The sequence below is a fragment of the Streptomyces cynarae genome, assembly GCF_025642135.1.
In the GTDB taxonomy this organism is placed as follows: Bacteria; Actinomycetota; Actinomycetes; order Streptomycetales; family Streptomycetaceae; genus Streptomyces; species Streptomyces cynarae.
On the sequence record NZ_CP106793.1, the window covers coordinates 3261330 to 3278558 of the forward strand.

Here is a 17229-nt window from a genome sequence, read left to right on the forward strand (position 1 = left end):
GAGCGGACCGGGCCGCGCGGGCCCAATCCGCCCGGGGCGTCACCGGATCACGTGCTCCACGAACCGCTCGACCGTCTCCGCGAGGACCTCCCGGCCGTCCCGCGCCCACAGCCCGTCGTTGAACAGCTCGACCTCGATGGGACCGGTGTAGCCCGCGGCCTCCACGTATCCCTTCCACTCGCGCATGTCGACCGCGCCGTCGCCGATCTGCCCGCGGCCGTTGAGGACGCCCTCCGGCAGCGGGGTGGTCCAGTCGGCGAGCTGGAAGGTGTGGATCCGGCCACCGGCGCCCGCCCGGGCGATCTGCTCGGGGGCTGTGTCGTCCCACCAGATGTGGTACGTGTCCACCGTGACGCCGACCTGCTCCGCCGGGAAGCGTTCGGCCAGGTCGAGCGCCTGGGCCAGGGTCGAGACCACACAGCGGTCCGAGGCGTACATCGGGTGGAGCGGCTCGATGGCCAGCCGCACACCGCGCTCGGCCGCGTACGGGCCCAGTTCCGCGAGCGCGTCCGCGATCCGCTCGCGCGCCCCGCGCAGGTCCTTGGAGCCGGCCGGCAGCCCGCCCGAGACCAGGACCAGCGTGTCCGTGCCCAGCGTGGCCGCCTCGTCGACCGCCCGGCGGTTGTCGTCGAGGGCGCGCGCCCGCTCGTCGGGGTCGATCGCGGTGAAGAAGCCGCCCCGGCACAGGGTCGTCACCGTCAGCCCGGCGTCGCGGACCAGCTTCGCCGTCGCCTCCAGGCCGTGGGACTGCACGGGCTCCCGCCACAGGCCCACGCCCCGCACGCCCAACTCCTGGCAGACATCGACCAGTTCGGGCATGGACAGCTGCTTCACCGTCATCTGGTTGATGGAGAACCGCTCCGGTGCCGTGCTCACTGGGTCACTCCGTACAGGGACAGCAGCGTCTTCATCCGCGTCTCGGCCAGCTCAGGGTCGGGGAACAGCCCCAGGCCGTCGGCCAGTTCGTACGCCTTCGCGAAGTGCGGCAGCGAGCGTGCCGATTGCAGGCCGCCGACCATCGTGAAGTGCTCCTGGTGGCCCGCGAGCCAGGCCAGGAAGACCACGCCCGTCTTGTAGAAGCGGGTGGGCGCCTGGAACAGGTGGCGGGACAGCTCCACGGTCGGGTCGAGGAGTTCCCGGAAACCCTTCACGTCACCGGTGTCCAGGACCCGTACCGCCTCGGCGGCCAGTGGGCCGAGCGGGTCGAAGATGCCGAGCAGGGCGTGGCTGAAGCCCTGCTCGTCGCCGGCGATCAGCTCCGGGTAGTTGAAGTCGTCGCCGGTGTAGCAGCGCACGCCCTGCGGGAGGCGGCGGCGCAGGTCGATCTCTCGCTGGGCGTCGAGCAGGGAGATCTTGACGCCGTCCACCTTGTCCGGGTGGGCGGTGATGACCTCCAGGAACACGTCCGTGGCGGCGTCCAGGTCGCTGGAGCCCCAGTAGCCCTCCAGGGCCGGGTCGAACATCGGGCCGAGCCAGTGCAGGACGACGGGTTCGGCGGCCTGGCGCAGCAGGTGGCCGTAGATCTCCAGGTAGTCCTCGGGACTCTTCGCCGTGGCGGCCAGGGCGCGGGACGCCATGAGGATCGCCTGCGCGCCCGCCTCCTCCACCACGGCGAGCTGCTCCTCGTACGCCTTGCGGATCTCCTCCGGGGAGCCGGCGGCGAGCTGGTCGGTGCCGACCCCGCAGGCGATCCGCCCGCCGACCGCCTTCGCCTCCGCGGCGGACCGGCGGATCAGCTCGGCCGCGCCCGCCCAGTCCAGGCCCATCCCGCGCTGCGCGGTGTCCATGGCTTCCGCGACGCCGAGCCCGTGCGACCACAGACGGCGGCGGAAGGCGAGTGTGGCGTCCCAGTCGACCGCGGCGGGCGAGTCGGGGGAGACGTCCGCGTACGGGTCGGCGACGACGTGCGCCGCCGAGAAGACCGTACGGGAGGCGAACGGCGTGCCGGAGGTGAGGGCGAGGGGCTCGCGGCGCGGCTCGTACGCCCTGAGCCGCCCGCTCGCGTCGGGGAGGTGGATGGTCACAGGGAGATCTCCGGTACGTCGATACGGCGGCCCTCGGCCGAGGACTTCAGCCCCAGTTCGGCGAGCTGGACGCCGCGGGCGCCGGCCAGCAGGTCCCAGTGGTAGGGGGCGTCGGCGTAGACGTGCTTGAGGAACAGCTCCCACTGGGCCTTGAAGCCGTTGTCGAACTCGCCGTTGTCGGGCACTTCCTGCCACTGGTCGCGGAAGACCTCGGTGGCGGGGATGTCCGGGTTCCACACGGGCTTCGGGGTCGCCGAGCGGTGCTGCACGCGGCACTTGCGCAGTCCGGCGACCGCCGAGCCCTCGGTGCCGTCCACCTGGAACTCCACCAGCTCGTCACGGTTGACGCGCACCGCCCAGGAGGAGTTGATCTGGGCGATCGCGCCGCCCTCCAGCTCGAAGACGCCGTAGGCGGCGTCGTCGGCGGTGGCGTCGTAGGGCTTGCCGTTCTCGTCCCAGCGCTGCGGGATGTGGGTGGTCGCCAGGGCCTGTACGGACTTCACGCGGCCGAACAGCTCGTGCAGGACGTACTCCCAGTGCGGGAACATGTCGACAACGATGCCACCGCCGTCCTCGGCACGGTAGTTCCAGGAGGGGCGCTGGGCGGGCTGCCAGTCGCCCTCGAACACCCAGTAGCCGAACTCGCCGCGCACGGAAAGGATCCGGCCGAAGAAGCCGCCGTCGATGAGCCGCTTCAGCTTCAGCAGGCCGGGCAGGAAGAGCTTGTCCTGGACGACGCCGTGCCTGACGCCCTTCTCGTGGGCGAGGCGGGCCAGTTCCAGGGCGCCCTCCAGGCCCGTGGCCGTCGGCTTCTCGGTGTAGATGTGCTTGCCCGCTGCGATCGCCTTCTTGATCGACTCCTCGCGGGCGGAGGTGACCTGCGCGTCGAAGTAGATGTCGACGGTCGGGTCGGCGAGGACCGCGTCCACGTCCGTCGACCAGTGCTCCAGGCCGTGTCGCTCGGCGAGCGCCTTCAGGGCGTGCTCGCGGCGGCCGACGAGGACCGGCTCGGGCCACAGCACGGCGCCGTCGCCCAGGTCGAGGCCGCCCTGCTCGCGGAGGGCCAGGATGGAACGGACGAGGTGCTGGCGGTAGCCCATGCGCCCCGTCACGCCGTTCATGGCGATACGCACCGTCTTGCGTGTCACGTCGATCCCTTCGTACGCGTCCGGCGCCCCGTACGCTCTGGGGCGAGCGTGACAGCAAGCGCTTTCTATATACGGAGACGCTAGCCTCTGTGCGGCGGCTCGGACAAGACCGCGGGGCCGACGAGATGCACGTGTCCGCATACAGCGTCACAGGATGTGACACGACGGACACGGGGCCGTGAAGTCGGGCGGTTCGGGAGCGTGAAGTTGGTCGGTCCGTCGAACACGGTGAACCGCGGGCCTGTACACGGGTGTCTGTAGAGCTGTAGATGGATCTCGGCGGATGTCGGTGGACGTCGGTGGACGGACACGACGGACACCGCCGAGCACGACGGGTACGACGAGAACGCGACCGGAGGACGACGACGATGACGGTGACCCTGGCGGACGTGGCGGCGCGCGCGCAGGTGTCGCCTGCCACCGTGTCGCGCGTGCTGAACGGGAACTATCCCGTGGCGGCGTCGACCCGGGAGCGGGTGCTGCGCGCGGTGGACGAGCTGGACTACGTCCTCAACGGCCCGGCGAGCTCGCTGGCGGCGGCCACCTCCGACCTGGTCGGGATCCTGGTCAACGACATCGCCGACCCCTTCTTCGGGATCATGGCGAGCGCGATCCAGTCGGAGATCGGGGGCCCGGGTGGACGGGCCGGCGGCGAAAGGCTCGCCGTGGTGTGCAACACGGGCGGCTCGCCGGAGCGGGAGCTGACCTATCTCACGCTGCTCCAGCGGCAGCGGGCGGCGGCCGTGGTGCTCACCGGTGGCGCGGTGGAGGTCAGCGCGCATGTGGAGGCCGTGGCCGCGAAGCTGCGCAAGCTCGCGGCGGCGGGGACCCGGGTGGTGCTGTGCGGCCGGCCGCCGGCGCCCGAGGCGATCGCCCTCACCTTCGACAACCGCGGCGGCGGCCGGCAGCTCACCGAGCACCTGATCGGGCTCGGACACCGGCGGCTCGGCTATATCGCCGGTCCGGAGGAGCGCACGACGACGCGGCACCGTCTGGAGGGTCACCGCGCGGCACTGGACGCCGCCGGGATCGAGGACGACCCGCGCCTGACCGTGCACGGCCGCTACGACCGCCGGGCCGGTTACGAGGCGACGCTGGAACTGCTGCGCCGGGACCCCTCGCTCACGGCGATCGTGGCTGCGAACGACACGGTGGCGCTGGGCGCGTGCGCGGCGCTGCGCGACTCCGGGCTGCGCATCCCCGACGACGTGTCGGTGGCGGGCTTCGACGACCTCCCGTTCGCGATCGACGCGGTGCCGGCCCTGACGACGGTCCGCCTCCCGCTCTCGGAGGCGGGGGCCCGCGCGGGCCGTATCGCGATGGGACGCGAGGAGCCGCCGCCGGGCGGGATCGCGACGGTCCGGGGCGAGTTGATGGTGCGGGGGTCGACGGGGGCGCCGCGGGCGTAGGGCCGCGGCCGGTCCCGTGGTCGGCGCTGGGGATCGAGGCTTGCGCGTGCTTCCGTCGGCGTGGCGGAGGAATGCCCGTAAGGGCCGGCGAGGACGAAGGGCCGTCCGGGCGTGCCCGCGACGGTGGCGATCCGGCCCGGCGCGCCCGAGTGTCGCCGACGGGCGCTGCCCGCACGTGCCGAGTAGGGTCCGTTTGCATGAAGCTCGCGTTCTCCACCCTCGGTGTCCCAGGCCTGCCCATACCCGACGTGGTCCACCTCGCGGCCACCCACGGCTACCACGGTGTCGAGCTGCGCGCGCATCCCGACGAACCCGTGCACCCGGGCATCGGCCCCGCCGAACGGGCCGACGCGGCCGCCGCGTTCAAGGCGGCCGGTGTCGAGATCCTGGGGCTCGCGGGGTACGCGCGCGTGGCCGCGCCGGGTGACGACGCGCCGGTCCTGGCGGAGATCCGCGACCTCCTCGACCTGGCTCGCGACGTGGGCGCCCCCTTCCTCCGCGTCTTCCCCGGTGGCGGCACCGAGCAGAGCCAGGAGGAGGCCGACGCGACGGCCGCCCGGCGCCTGGGCACCGCCGCCGAGTACGCCGCCGACGCCGGTGTACGGATCCTGCTGGAGACGCACGACTCGCACCGCACCGGTGCGGACGCCCTGCGTGTCCTCGGCGCGGTCGGCCACCGGAACGCGGGCGCGCTGTGGGACGTGATGCACACCTGGCTGGGCGGCGAGCAGCCACAGGAGACGTACGCGGCGCTGTCCCCCTACCTCGGCTACGTCCAGGTCAAGGACATCGCGTCCGCCGACGACAAGACGCCGCTGCCGCTCGGCTCCGGCGTCCTCCCGCTCGCCGAGTGCGTGGAGGTCCTCTCCCGCCACGGCTGGGACGGCTGGCTGTGCTGGGAGTACGAGAAGCGCTGGTACGAGTCGGCGACACCCCTGCCGGAGCTGCTGGGGGCGGGACGGGAGCACCTGGGGCGGTTGCTGAACGAGTCGGCGTAGGGCGCCCCTGTGCGGCGGCCGCCCCTGTCCGGTGGCCGCCGTTGTTCGGTGGCCACCGGACAGGGCGCCCGTCGGCCTCCCGCGCCGCGCCCCGCGACATGCGACCCGCCGCCGGCTCACGAGCGCGGCCCGTACGCTGCGCGATTGAACTGCGCCGGGTGTGCCGTGAGGCGCGCCGAGCCGTCCAGGCACCACTCCAGTGCGACGGGCCAGGGGCCGTAGCCGGCGTACAGGTCGAAGTGGGCGGCGCCGGGGATGAGCTCCGGCGGGATGCCCAGGGGGTCGCCGAAGCCGGTGCGCGCGACCTCCGGGCAGTACGGGTCGTCGTCGCCCGCGACGAGACGGGTGGGGCCGGGTGGCGTCAGACCGTCCAGGGGCGGAGGGGCGAAGGCTGCGTCAGCGACACCGTCGGCCCACCCGGGTCCTGCCGCCTCCCGGAGTGCGACAGATCCGCCGGATGTGTTGCACTGACAGCCCGCACCCACCCCACCCCCGGCCGGCCCCCACGCACAGTGGAAGCCGCTGTTTGCCCGGACCGCCCCTACCTCACCGTCTCCCCCGCCGCCTGGGCCGACTTCCTCGCCACCCTCGCCTCCAGCAGCGAGCGGCACTCCGGCCACTCCTCCGCCGTGATGGAGTAGATCGCGGAGTCCCGGAGCCGGCCCTCCTCGCCCGGCGCCCAGGAGCGGGACCAGTTGCGCAGGACGCCCTCGAAGCGGGCGCCCACGCTCTGGATCGCCGCGCGGGAGCGGCTGTTGCGGGCGTCGGTCTTCAGGTCGACGCGGGCCACGCCCCACTCCTCGAACGCGTGGCGGAACAGCAGGAGCTTGGACTCGGCGTTGACGCCCGTGCCCTGGGCGGAGCGGGCGAGCCAGGTGAAGCCGACCTCGATGGCGTCGAGCCGGTCGTCCGTGTGCCAGGAACGCGGGTCCCAGTACGCCGTGGCACCGACCGCTCGCCCCGTGGCCAGGGAGATCTGCGCGTACGGGGCGAGCCGGCCCGCCGCCGCACGGCCGAGCTGGGTGTCGACGTACGCGGCGACCTCGTCCGCCCTCGGCACCCACGTGAACGCGTATGTGTCCCGGTCCTCCTCCGCCGCCACCGCGAGGTCGACGGCGTGCCGGTGCTCCAGCGGCTCCAGGCGCACGAGCGCGCCCTCCAGGACCGGCCCCTCCAGCTTGAACGTCAACGCACTCCCGCCCCTCAGTCCGGCAACCCCGCCCGCAGTTCCGCGAACACCTCGTGGAAGTCCGGGAAAGTCTTCCGCACGCACCCGGGGTCGTCGAACGAAATACCCGGCACCCGAAGGCCCGTCACCGCGAAGGACATCGCGATGCGGTGGTCCCCGTACGTCTTGATGTCCGTGCCCACCGGCGCCCCCGGCGCGATCTCGATCCAGTCCGGGCCCGTGGCCACCCCCACTCCCAGCCGCCGCAGGTTCTCCGCGCAGGCCTCCAGGCGGTCGCACTCCTTCACCCGGGTGTTCGCGACGTCCTCGATACGGACCGGACCGGAGGCGAACGGGGCGATCGCCGCGAGGGTCGGCATCGTGTCGGAGATGTCCCGCATGGTGACCGTCAGGCCCCTGGACTCGCCCGTCCCACGCACCGTCGTACGGTCCGCGGCCACCTCCACCTCCACCTCCGCTCCCATCCGCCGCAGCACGTCCACGAACCCCAGGTCTCCCTGGAGCGCGCCCGACCCCAGCCCCGGCACCGTCACCTCGCCGCCCGTCACGGCGGCAGCCGCGAAGAAGTAGCTCGCGGTGGAGGCGTCCGGCTCGATCGCGTACGTCGTGGCGCGGTAACCCCCGGGAGGGACGACGAACACGTCCCCCTCGCGCCGCACCTCCGCCCCGAACGCTCGCATCATCGCGACCGTGATGTCGACGTACGGCGCCGACACCAGGTCCGTCACCGTGATGCGCAGGCCCTGACGTGTGAGCGGGCCGAGGAGGAGCAGGGCCGTCAGGTACTGGGAGGACTGGCCGGCGTCCAGCACCACCTCGCCGCCCGCCACCCCGGCCGCCTCGACCGTCAGCGGATGGTGGCCCTCCGCCTCCTCGTGCCGCAGCCGTACGCCCAGGTCGCGCAGGGCCCGGGTCAGGGGGCCGAGGGGGCGGCGCCGCATCTGCGGCGAGGCGTCGAAGCGGTAGGTGCCGTGGCCCGTGGCGGCCAGGGCGGCAGGAAGCGGGCCGTGGTCGCGCCGTCCCGGCAGTACACGTCCGCCTCCGTGACGGCGGGACCCTGCGGGCGGCCGTCCACGTGCCAGGCCCCGGGGGTCTGTCCGACGCGGTAGCCGAGGGCGCGCAGGCCCTCGGCGAAGCCCTCGGTGTCGTCCGATCGCAGCGGCCGTACGAGCGTGGTGACTCCGTCGGCCGCGGCGGCCAGGAAGAGCGCGCGGGCGGTGATGGACTTGGAACCGGGGATCTCGACTACGGGCATGGGCTCATGCTGGCTCGGTGATCGGCTCGCGTGCTGGAACGTCCGCCGACTGGACCTCCTTCGAACGGCCACCCTCCGAACGGCCCCTCTTCGCCGGGGCCAGGGAGGTCAGCGCCACCCCGCCCACCAGCAGTGCCGCCGCGCCCCAGCGCAGCGGGCTGATCGGCTCCCCCAGGAACAGGGCCGCGGACGACATGCCGAAGACCGGGACCAGGAGGGAGAACGGGGCGACCGTGGACGCCGGGTGACGGCGCAGCAGCCAGCCCCAGGCGCCGAAGCCGAAGACGGTGGTGATCCAGGCGACGTAGAGGACGATGCCGGCGCCCTGCCAGTCGAGGGCGCGGAGCGCGGCGAGGTCACGGGACGGGCCCTCCGTGAGGAGGGACAGGCAGAGCAGGGGCAGCACCGGCACCGTGCTCACCCACACCATGAAGTTCAAGGGGTCCGGCGGGGACGCCTTGCGGGTGAGGACGTTGGACAGGCCCCAGCAGGCCGCCGCCACGATGACCAGGGCGAAAGCGCCGAGCGGACCGGCCGTTCCCTCGTCGACGGCGGCGAGGGCGACGCCGCCGAGGGCCACCGCCATGCCCAGCGCCCTCAGGCGCGTGGGGCGTTCGCCGAGGAGCGCGAAGGCCATGAGCGCCGTGAACACGGCCTGGATCTGGAGGACCAGGGAGGACAGGCCGGCGGGCATTCCGGCGGCCATGCCGAGGAACAGCAGTCCGAACTTGGCCACGCCCAGTACCAGGCCCACCGCCACGATCCACTTCCACGCCACCTTGGGGCGGCCCACGAGGAAGACGGCGGGGACGGCCGCGGCCAGGAAGCGGAGGGCCGAGAACAGCAGCGGCGGGAAGTGGCCGAGGCCGAGTTCGATGACGGTGAAGTTGACGCCCCAGACGGCGGCGACGAGAACGGCGAGAGACAGGTGTGCGGGTCGCATGCGTCGAGCATCACGTCCAGCAACCGTGAAGCACCAGCGATGATTGCTGCATGGTTGGATGAAGCATCTCTAACACCAGGGGGCCGTCTTGCTCGATCTTCAGCGCCTGCGCGCCCTGCACGCCGTCTCCGTCCACGGGACGGTCGGCGCCGCGGCCACCGCGCTCGGCTACACCCCGTCCGCCGTCTCCCAGCAGATCGCCAAGCTGGAGCGGGAGACCAGGACCGTCCTCCTCGAACGGGAGGGGCGCGGCGTACGGCTCACCGATGAGGCGCTGCAACTGGTCTCCACCGCCCAGGAGTTGATGGCAATCGTGGAGCGCGCCGAGACCGAGCTGGAGGAACGGCGGGGGCTGCCCGCCGGCCGGCTGACGGTGGCGGCGTTCGCGTCGGCCGCGCGGGGGCTGATGCCGGGGGTTCTCGCGGATCTGGCGCGCCGGCATCCCGCCCTGGACACCCGGCTGACCGAGGTGGACCCGCATCTGTCCGTCGACCTGGTGGCCAAGGGCGTGGTGGACGTCGCCGTGGCGCACGACTGGGACATCGCGCCGCTGCCCGCCCCGGAGGGAGTGGAACAGGCGGTCATCGGGGACGACCTGTGCGATCTGCTCGTGCCCGCCGGCCACCGTTTCGCCGGACGGACGGCGGTGCGCCGCGAGGAGCTGGGCGGTGAGCGGTGGATCTGCCAGCCGCCGGGCCGGGTCTGCCACGAGTGGCTGGTGCGGACGCTGCGCGCGGCCGGGCACGAGCCCGAGGTGGTCCACCAGGCCGACGAGAACCCGACCCTGGTCGCCCTGGTCGCCGCCGGACTCGGTATCGCCCTGATCCCGCGGCTGGGCCGGGGCCCGCTGCCCGAGGGGGTCGTCGAGGTGCCCCTGGACCCCATGCCCGTACGGCATCTGTACGCGCTGTGGCGCAGGGGTGCGGCCCGGCGGCCGGCGATCGCCGAGACCGTGCGCACCCTCCAGCACCACTGGCCCACCGTGTCGGCGCACAGGCCCCGTTGACCACCCCCGTACCGACTTCCGGCGTCCGGCCGTTTCCGGGGAACCCGACCCGGTGCGCCTTCGTCCCATGGGCAGGTTGCCGGATGAGTCTCCGCGCTGCGGTGTCGGCCCTCGCTGCTGGCTGCGATCGCTGACCACCCTCTCCGCCGCACGCGGCCGGCAGCACGCCGCCGTCGGCGCGCCCCCCTCCAACAGCGCCGATGGCGGCCCCTCCCGTGCGGTACTTCATGTGCGGCGCCTTGACCGGCAGAAACTTCCCGGATATTGGTGACTCCTCGGAAGTTTCCTTCAGCGTTCTCCTCCGGAAGGAGCGCACGTGCACGACTCCGGCACGGGAAGCACCGCACAGCCCTCCAGACGCACGGTCCTCGCCGCCACCGCGGGCCTGACGGCGGCCCTCGCCCTCACCCCGGGCGCCGCTCGCGCCGCCGGGTACGACGACGAACGGCTCAGGGGCCTGATCTCCCGCATGTCGCTCGAGGAGAAGGCCGGCCAGCTCTTCGTGATGCGGGTCTACGGCCACTCGGCGACCGCCCCCGACCAGGCCGACATCGACGCCAACCTCAAGGAGATCGGCGTCCGCACGGCCGCCGAGCTGATCGCCAGGTACCGCGTCGGCGGCATCATCTACTTCACCTGGGCGCACAACACCCGTGATCCCCGGCAGATCGCCGAACTGTCCAACGGCATCCAGAAGGCGTCACTCGACCAGCCCCGCGGACTGCCCGTGCTCATCGCCACCGACCAGGAGCACGGGATCGTCGCCCGCGTGGGCAGGCCCGCGACCCTGTTCCCGGGCGCGATGGCGATCGGAGCCGGTGGCTCCCGGGCCGACGCGCAGACCCTGGGCCGGATCGCCGGAGCCGAGCTGCGCGCCCTCGGCATCCGCCAGGACTACTCCCCCGACGCGGACGTGAACGTCAACCCGGCCAACCCGGTCATCGGCGTACGGTCCTTCGGTGCCGACCCGGAGGCGGTGGCGGACCTGGTCGCGGCGGAGGTGAGGGGCTATCAGTCCTCCCGCGTCGCGGCGACCGCCAAGCACTTCCCGGGCCACGGCGACACCGCCGTCGACAGCCACTACGGCTTCCCGGTCATCACGCACAGCCGCGAGCTGTGGGAGGGGCTGGACGCGGTGCCGTTCCGGGCGGCGGTCCGGGCCGGTATCGACGCTGTCATGACCGCGCACATCATGGTGCCCGCGCTCGACGACTCGGGCGACCCCGCGACGCTCTCCCGTCCCGTCGTCACCGGCATCCTGCGCGAGGAACTCGGCTACGACGGGGTCGTGGTGACCGACTCGCTCGGTATGGAGGGCGTACGGCAGAAGTACGGCGACGACCGTGTGCCCGTGCTCGCCCTCAAGGCAGGGGTCGACCAACTGCTCAACCCCCCGAACCTGGACCTCGCCTGGAACGCGGTACTGGACGCGGTGCGGGGCGGCGAGCTGACCGAGGCCCGGCTGGACGAGTCGCTGCTGCGCATCCTGCGCCTGAAGGCGAAGCTGGGGCTGCTGGACCAGCCGTACGTGACCGCGGCCGGCGTCGAGCGGACCGTCGGCACGCCGGAGCATCTGCGCACCGCCGACCGCATCGCGGACCGCACGACCACGCTGCTGGTCAACAAGGAGCGTCTGCTGCCGCTCTCGCACCGAACCCGCCCCCGGCTGCTGGTGGCCGGCGCGGACCCGGCCTCCCCGACCGGCACCGACGGCCCGCCCACCACCGTCCTGGCGAACGCCCTGACCGAGCTGGGCTTCACGGCGACCGCACTGTCCACCGGCACCGCCCCCTCGCCGGCGACGATCGCGAAGGCGGTGACGGTGGCGGGGGACGCGGACGCGGTGGTCGTGGCCACGTACAACGTGAACGCGGCCAGTCCCCAGCGGACGCTGGTGAACCGGTTGGCCGCCACCGGGAAACCGGTGATCGCCCTCGCCGTCCGGAATCCCTACGACGTCGCCCAACTCCCGGACGCAGACGCCTTCCTGGCGTCGTACTCCTGGACGGACGTCGAACTGCGCGCCGCGGCACGGGTGATCGCGGGCCGGGTGAGGCCGCGCGGGAAGCTGCCGGTGCCGGTGCAACGGGCGGACGATCCGGCGCAGGTGCTGTACCCGATCGGGTACGGACTGTCGTACTAGCCGTACGCCGGGAACCGGGCACCCCGCCCCTGAATGTCGCAAAGCACCCGAGACGTCTGGCGTGGGCCGTGGCCACGGGTCACGCTGGACGGGGGTGGACGGGGGAGTTGGCGATGCGAGGGACACGAGCGTTGCTGGGTGCGCTGCTGGCCGCTGCGCTGGCGGTGGGCGGGCTCTCCGGGTGCCAGACGGTGTCGGGGGCGGCGAGGGACCGGCCGAGCGGGCGTGCCACGTCGCCGGCGCCGTCCGGGTTCGGCGCCGAGTTCCTCGCCGTGGACGAGTGCAGTTCCTTCGGCACGACGAGCTTCTCGGAAGTGCCGTGCACGAGCGAACGGGCCGCCGCCCGGGTGGTCGCCCGCTACGACGGCGATCCGGTGCAGGGCCCCGCATGCCCCGCGACCACGGACTTCGTGCTGCACATCAGCCCCTCGGGGGTGGTGCGGCGCGGCTATGCGTGCATGCGGAACCTGGAGCCGCCGCATCCGGGCGACCCCGGCGGCGGGGGCGGCCCGCGCACGATCGTCGGGGACTGCGTGTACGGCGCGGGCAAGGGCGAGGTCCGGGAGACGGCCTGCGACGGCAGGGGCAGGCGCACGCCCGAGTACAGGGTGACGTCGGCGGTCGCGCGCCGCTCGCAGTGCCCGCCGTCGACGGCGCTCTACGTCCAGCTGGGCGGCAGCAGTCCGGTGGGGTGCGCCCGGCGGCTGTGAGCGCGGGGGCGCGTCAGCAGAGGGTCCATCCGGAGCTGACCGATCCCGACCCGACGGAGCCGCGGATCCACACGCACCGGTGGCCGGCGTGCACGGTGACGGGCCCGGCGTGGTGCGTGTACTGCCCGATGTCGACCGCGGGACGGCTGCCGCGCGCCTGCACGCTCACCGACATGGTCTTCCTGCCGGAGACCCGCTTGGCGAAGGTCACCGCGCACACATAGCCGTCGCGCTTGTAGACCTGCACGGAGCCGGTGGAGAACGAGAGCGTACGAACCTTGCGTCCCGAGCAGTAGCCGGCCGCCTCCGCGTGTCCCGGACTCGCCAGTGCGAGCAGCCCGGACGCCGTCAGTACGGTCATGCCGAGCGCCAGGCGCCGGCGTATCGCACTCTTGTCCACCTTTGTGGTCCCTCCCCGCGACGATAAGCGTACTGTTGTACGGACGCATGGCGTACGGCAGATGGTTGCATCGCGGTGGTGCACGCAGGCACTCATTTTCGAACGTTTGGGGCAACCTCCGCAGAATTTCCTGAATTCGACGGGGCGTCAGGCCGTGGAGCCGACCGGCTCCTCCTGCCCCGGTTCCGGCGCCCCCACGAACGTCCGCCACAACTCGGCGTACCGGCCGCCGCGGCGCAGCAGCTCCTCGTGGGTGCCGTCCTCCGCGATGCGGCCGTGGTCCATCACCACCACCCGGTCGGCGCGGGCCGCCGTGGTCAGGCGGTGCGCCACGACCAGGGTCGTGCGGCGGCCGGCCAGGCGGTCCGTGGCCTGGTTGACCTGGGCCTCGGTGGCCAGGTCGAGTGCGGCGGTCGCCTCGTCGAGCAGCAGGACGTCGGGGTCCACCAGCTCAGCGCGGGCCAGTGCGATCAACTGCCGCTGTCCGGCGGACAGGTTGCGGCCGCGCTCGGCCACCTCGTGCAGATAGCCGCCCTCGAGACGGGCGATCATGTCGTGCGCGCCGACCGCCCGGGCCGCGGCCTCCACCTCGGCGTCGGTCGCGTCCGGACGCCCGTACGCGATGGCGTCCCGGACGGTCCCCTGGAACAGGTACGCCTCCTGCGGGACCACGCCGAGCCGGTGCCGGTACGAGGTCAGGTCCAGCGAGCGCAGATCGGTGCCGTCGACCAGCACCCGGCCGCGCGTGGGGTCGTAGAACCGGGCGACGAGCTTGACCAGGGTCGACTTGCCCGCACCGGTCTCGCCGACGAACGCGACGGTCTGTCCGGCCGGGATCGTCAGGTCCACGCCGGTCAGCGCCTCCTCGTCGTCGCCGTAGGCGAAGTGGACGCCCTCGAAGGCGATGTCGCCGCGCAGCGACAGCACCTCCAGCGGCTCCTCGGCGGCCTTCGTGGTGGTGGGCTCCTGGAGGAGTTCCTGGATGCGGCCCAGCGACACCGTGGCCTGCTGGTAGCCGTCGAAGACCTGGGAGAGCTGCTGCACCGGCGCGAAGAACAGGTCGATGTACAGCAGGTACGCGACCAGGGCACCCGTCGTCAGCGTCCCGGCCTCCACCCGGTGGGCGCCGGAGATCATCACGGACGCCGCGGCCACCGAGGACAGCAGCTGCACGAAGGGGAAGTAGACGGAGATCAGCCACTGGCCGCGGATGCGCGCGCGGCGGTAGGAGTCACTGCCCTCGGCGAACCGCCGCCCGCCGTCCCGCTCGCGCCGGAACGCCTGGAGGATCCGCAGCCCGGACACCGACTCCTGGAGGTCCGCGTTGACCGCCGAGACCCGCTCGCGGGCGAGTTCGTACGCCTTCACGCTGGCCCGGCGGAAGAAGACGGTCGCCACGATCAGCGGCGGCAGCGTGGTGAACACGACGAGGGCGAGCTGTACGTCGATCACCAGCAGCGCGGCCATGATGCCGAAGAAGGTGACGACGGAGACGAAGGCCGTCACCAGCCCCGTCTGCAGGAACGTCGACAGCGCGTCGACGTCCGTCGTCATCCGCGTCATGATCCGCCCGGTCAGCTCCCGCTCGTAGTAGTCGAGCCCGAGCCGCTGGAGCTGGGCGAAGATCTTCAGCCGCAGGGAGTACAGCACGCGTTCGCCGGTGCGTCCGGTCATCCGGGTCTCGCCGACCTGCGCCGCCCACTGGATCAGGACGGTGACCAGCGCCAGCAGGGACGCGGACCAGACCGCGCCGACGGCCATCCGGGACACGCCCTGGTCGATGCCGTGCCGGATCAGGATCGGCAGCAGCAGCCCCATGCCCGCGTCCACGGCGACGAGGGCGAGGCTGACGAGCAGGGGGAGCCCGAAGCCGCGCAGCAGCCGGGTGAGCCCGTACGACTCCTCCGGCCGGACGGCGTGTGCCTCGTCCACGCCCGGGGTGTCGGTGGCCGGGGGCAGCTTCTCCACCTGGGCGAGCAGCTCCGGGGTCGCCGGGGTCCCGGCGAGGGCGTGGTCCTTGGGCTCCCGGTCGCCGGTCCACAGCCGCGGGGTGACCCCGCGCTCGGCGTCGAACTCGGCGTCCAGCTCGTCCCGGACGCTGGTGTCCTCCGACGGCGCGGCCGGCTGGGCGTGGCCCGGGGAGACACCGCCCAGCTCGTCGGGGTCGGTGAGGAGGCGACGGTAGAGGGCGGAGCGCTCCTGCAGCTCCTCGTGGGTGCCGATGTCGGCGAGACGGCCGCCGTCGAGGACCGCGATGCGGTCGGCGAGGTTGAGGGTGGAGCGGCGGTGCGCGATCAAAAGGGTGGTGCGGCCCTCCATGACCTGCTTCAGGGCCTCGTGGATCTCGTGCTCGACGCGGGCGTCCACCGCCGAGGTCGCGTCGTCGAGGACCAGCAGCCGGGGGTCGGTGAGGATGGCGCGGGCGAGCGCGATGCGCTGGCGCTGGCCGCCGGAGAGGGTCAGGCCGTGCTCGCCGACCTTGGTGCCGTAGCCGTCGGGCAGCTCGGCGATGAAACGGTCCGCCTGGGCGGCGCGCGCGGCCCGCTCGATCTCCTCGTCGGTGGCGTCGGGGCGGCCGTAGGCGATGTTGTTGCGGACGGTGTCCGAGAAGAGGAAGGAGTCCTCGGGGACCAGCCCGATCGCGGCGCGCAGGGACGTCAGGGTCAGCTCCCGCACGTCGTGGCCGCCGACGAGGACGGCGCCGTGCGTGACGTCGTAGAAGCGCGGCAGCAGCAGCGAGACCGTGGACTTCCCGGAACCGGAGGAGCCGACGACGGCGAGGGTCTCGCCGGGGCGGATCTCGAAGGAGAGCCCGTCGAGGACCGGGCGCCCGTCCTCGTACGCGAAGGAGACGTCGTCGAACTCGACGGTCGCGGGTGCGTCGCCGGGCAGTTCCTTGGTGCCGTCCTTCAGCGACGGCTCGGTGTCGATCAGCTCCAGGACCCGCTCGGCGCCCGCGCGGGCCTGCTGGCCGACGGTGAGGACAACGGCGAGCATGCGGACCGGGCCGACGAGCTGCGCCAGGTAGGAGGAGAACGCGACGAACGTGCCGAGCGTGATGTGCCCGCGCACCGCGAGCCAGCCGCCGAGCGCCAGCATGGCGACCTGGCCGAGGGCGGGCACGGCCTGGAGGGCGGGGGTGTACCTGGCGTTCAGCCGGATGGTCCGCAGGCGTCCCGCGAAGAGCCGGCGCCCGACCTCGCGGAGCTTGCCGGTCTCCTGCTCCTCCTGCCCGAAGCCCTTCACCACGCGAACGCCGCTGACGGCGCCGTCGACCACGGTCGCCACGGCGGCCGCCTGGGCCTGGGCGTACCAGGTCGCCGGGTGCAGCCGGGACCGGCTGCGCTTGGCGATGAACCCCAGGGCGGGTGCGACGGCCAGGGCGACCAGGGTCAGAGGCAGCGACAGCCAGGCCATGACCATCAGGGAGACCAGGAAGAGCAGGACGTTCCCGATGGTCATCGGAAGCATGAACAGCAGGCCCTGGATCAGCTGGAGGTCGCTGGTGGCGCGGCCGACCACCTGGCCGGTGGACAGTTCGTCCTGACGGCGCCCGTCCAGCCGGGTGATCGTCCCGTACATGTCCGTCCGCAGGTCGTGCTGGACGTCCAGGGCGAGTCGGCCGCCGTAGTAGCGGCGGATGTAGGTGAGGACGTAGACGAGGACGGCCGTGCCGATCAGGGCGCCGGCCCAGGGGGCCATGGGCCTGCTGTGGTTGCCGATGACGTCGTCGATGATCACCTTGGTGATCAGGGGCACCAGGGCCGTGAGCGCCATGCCGGCGAGGGAGGAGCCCAGGGCGAGGACGACGTCCTTGGGGTACCGCCAGGCGTACCCCGCCAGTCGCCGCGCCCAGCCGCGATGCTCCCCCTCGTGCTCTGCCACGCCGGTGCCCTCCTTCAGACCTGGTCTCCCGGAAGGCACCAACGCCGTCAGCAGCGGATTTCATCCCTCCGCAATGTTCGGACTCGTACCGGCGGGTAGGAGGGCCGCGTCGTCCGGAC

At 72.8% G+C, this 17229-nt stretch carries 13 protein-coding genes and 1 pseudogene; 5 read left to right on the top strand and 9 right to left on the bottom strand.

The features are described 5' to 3' along the window. Positions 1 to 39: 39 nt before the first annotated feature. Genes N8I84_RS15190 through N8I84_RS15200 form a run of 3 tightly spaced genes read right to left on the bottom strand, consistent with a single transcriptional unit; the run spans position 40 to position 3172 of the window. Complete coding sequence (locus N8I84_RS15190; protein ID WP_263234765.1) at positions 40 to 840, bottom strand: sugar phosphate isomerase/epimerase family protein; 801 nt, start codon at positions 838 to 840, stop codon at positions 40 to 42. 32 nt (positions 841 to 872) lie between these two features. Continuing rightward, complete coding sequence (locus N8I84_RS15195; protein ID WP_263230038.1) at positions 873 to 2024, bottom strand: dihydrodipicolinate synthase family protein; 1152 nt, start codon at positions 2022 to 2024, stop codon at positions 873 to 875. Next, a complete protein-coding gene (locus N8I84_RS15200; RefSeq protein ID WP_263230039.1) occupies positions 2021 to 3172 on the bottom strand; it encodes a Gfo/Idh/MocA family protein in 1152 nt (383 codons plus the stop codon). The genes N8I84_RS15195 and N8I84_RS15200 overlap by 4 nt, the downstream gene beginning before the upstream one ends. 368 nt (positions 3173 to 3540) lie before the next feature. Here N8I84_RS15200 and N8I84_RS15205 point away from each other — a divergent pair, with 368 nt between their 5' ends. Both N8I84_RS15205 and N8I84_RS15210 read left to right on the top strand, forming a co-directional pair. Further along, complete coding sequence (locus tag N8I84_RS15205; protein ID WP_263230040.1) at positions 3541 to 4581, top strand: LacI family DNA-binding transcriptional regulator; 1041 nt, start codon at positions 3541 to 3543, stop codon at positions 4579 to 4581. Between the two features lie 197 nt (positions 4582 to 4778). Then, positions 4779 to 5579: a sugar phosphate isomerase/epimerase family protein gene (locus N8I84_RS15210; protein WP_263230041.1), complete on the top strand. Its 801-nt coding sequence runs from the start codon at positions 4779 to 4781 to the stop codon at positions 5577 to 5579. A 116-nt stretch (positions 5580 to 5695) separates the two neighbouring features. Here the strand turns inward: N8I84_RS15210 and N8I84_RS15215 are convergent, their stop codons facing one another. From N8I84_RS15215 to N8I84_RS15230, 4 genes and pseudogenes are all read right to left on the bottom strand, one after another. Continuing rightward, entirely contained in the window at positions 5696 to 6064 is a 369-nt protein-coding gene (locus N8I84_RS15215) for an alpha/beta hydrolase (RefSeq protein ID WP_313884259.1), read from the bottom strand. Positions 6065 to 6120: 56 nt separating this feature from the next. Then, positions 6121 to 6768: a GNAT family N-acetyltransferase gene (locus N8I84_RS15220; protein WP_263230042.1), complete on the bottom strand. Its 648-nt coding sequence runs from the start codon at positions 6766 to 6768 to the stop codon at positions 6121 to 6123. A gap of 14 nt (positions 6769 to 6782) precedes the next feature. After that, positions 6783 to 8023: pseudogene (aroA, locus tag N8I84_RS15225) on the bottom strand (3-phosphoshikimate 1-carboxyvinyltransferase). 4 nt (positions 8024 to 8027) lie between these two features. Then, entirely contained in the window at positions 8028 to 8966 is a 939-nt protein-coding gene (locus N8I84_RS15230) for an EamA family transporter (protein ID WP_263230043.1), read from the bottom strand. An 88-nt stretch (positions 8967 to 9054) separates the two neighbouring features. Between N8I84_RS15230 and N8I84_RS15235 the strand changes: the two genes are divergently transcribed. From N8I84_RS15235 to N8I84_RS15245, 3 genes are all read left to right on the top strand, one after another. Continuing rightward, positions 9055 to 9972, top strand: a complete 918-nt coding sequence (locus tag N8I84_RS15235) for a LysR family transcriptional regulator (protein ID WP_263230044.1) — start codon at positions 9055 to 9057, stop codon at positions 9970 to 9972. 316 nt (positions 9973 to 10288) lie between these two features. After that, the gene (locus N8I84_RS15240; protein ID WP_263230045.1) at positions 10289 to 12115 is read left to right on the top strand and encodes a glycoside hydrolase family 3 protein; all 1827 of its coding nucleotides are present in this window, start codon (positions 10289 to 10291) and stop codon (positions 12113 to 12115) included. 113 nt (positions 12116 to 12228) lie between these two features. After that, positions 12229 to 12825 (top strand): hypothetical protein, encoded by a 597-nt coding sequence (locus N8I84_RS15245; RefSeq protein WP_263230046.1) that lies wholly within the window; start codon positions 12229 to 12231, stop codon positions 12823 to 12825. Between the two features lie 13 nt (positions 12826 to 12838). Here N8I84_RS15245 and N8I84_RS15250 read toward each other — a convergent pair whose 3' ends face one another. Next, positions 12839 to 13225: a hypothetical protein gene (locus tag N8I84_RS15250; protein WP_263230047.1), complete on the bottom strand. Its 387-nt coding sequence runs from the start codon at positions 13223 to 13225 to the stop codon at positions 12839 to 12841. 147 nt (positions 13226 to 13372) lie between these two features. After that, positions 13373 to 17110: an ABC transporter ATP-binding protein gene (locus tag N8I84_RS15255; RefSeq protein WP_263230048.1), complete on the bottom strand. Its 3738-nt coding sequence runs from the start codon at positions 17108 to 17110 to the stop codon at positions 13373 to 13375. Positions 17111 to 17229 lie beyond the last annotated feature (119 nt).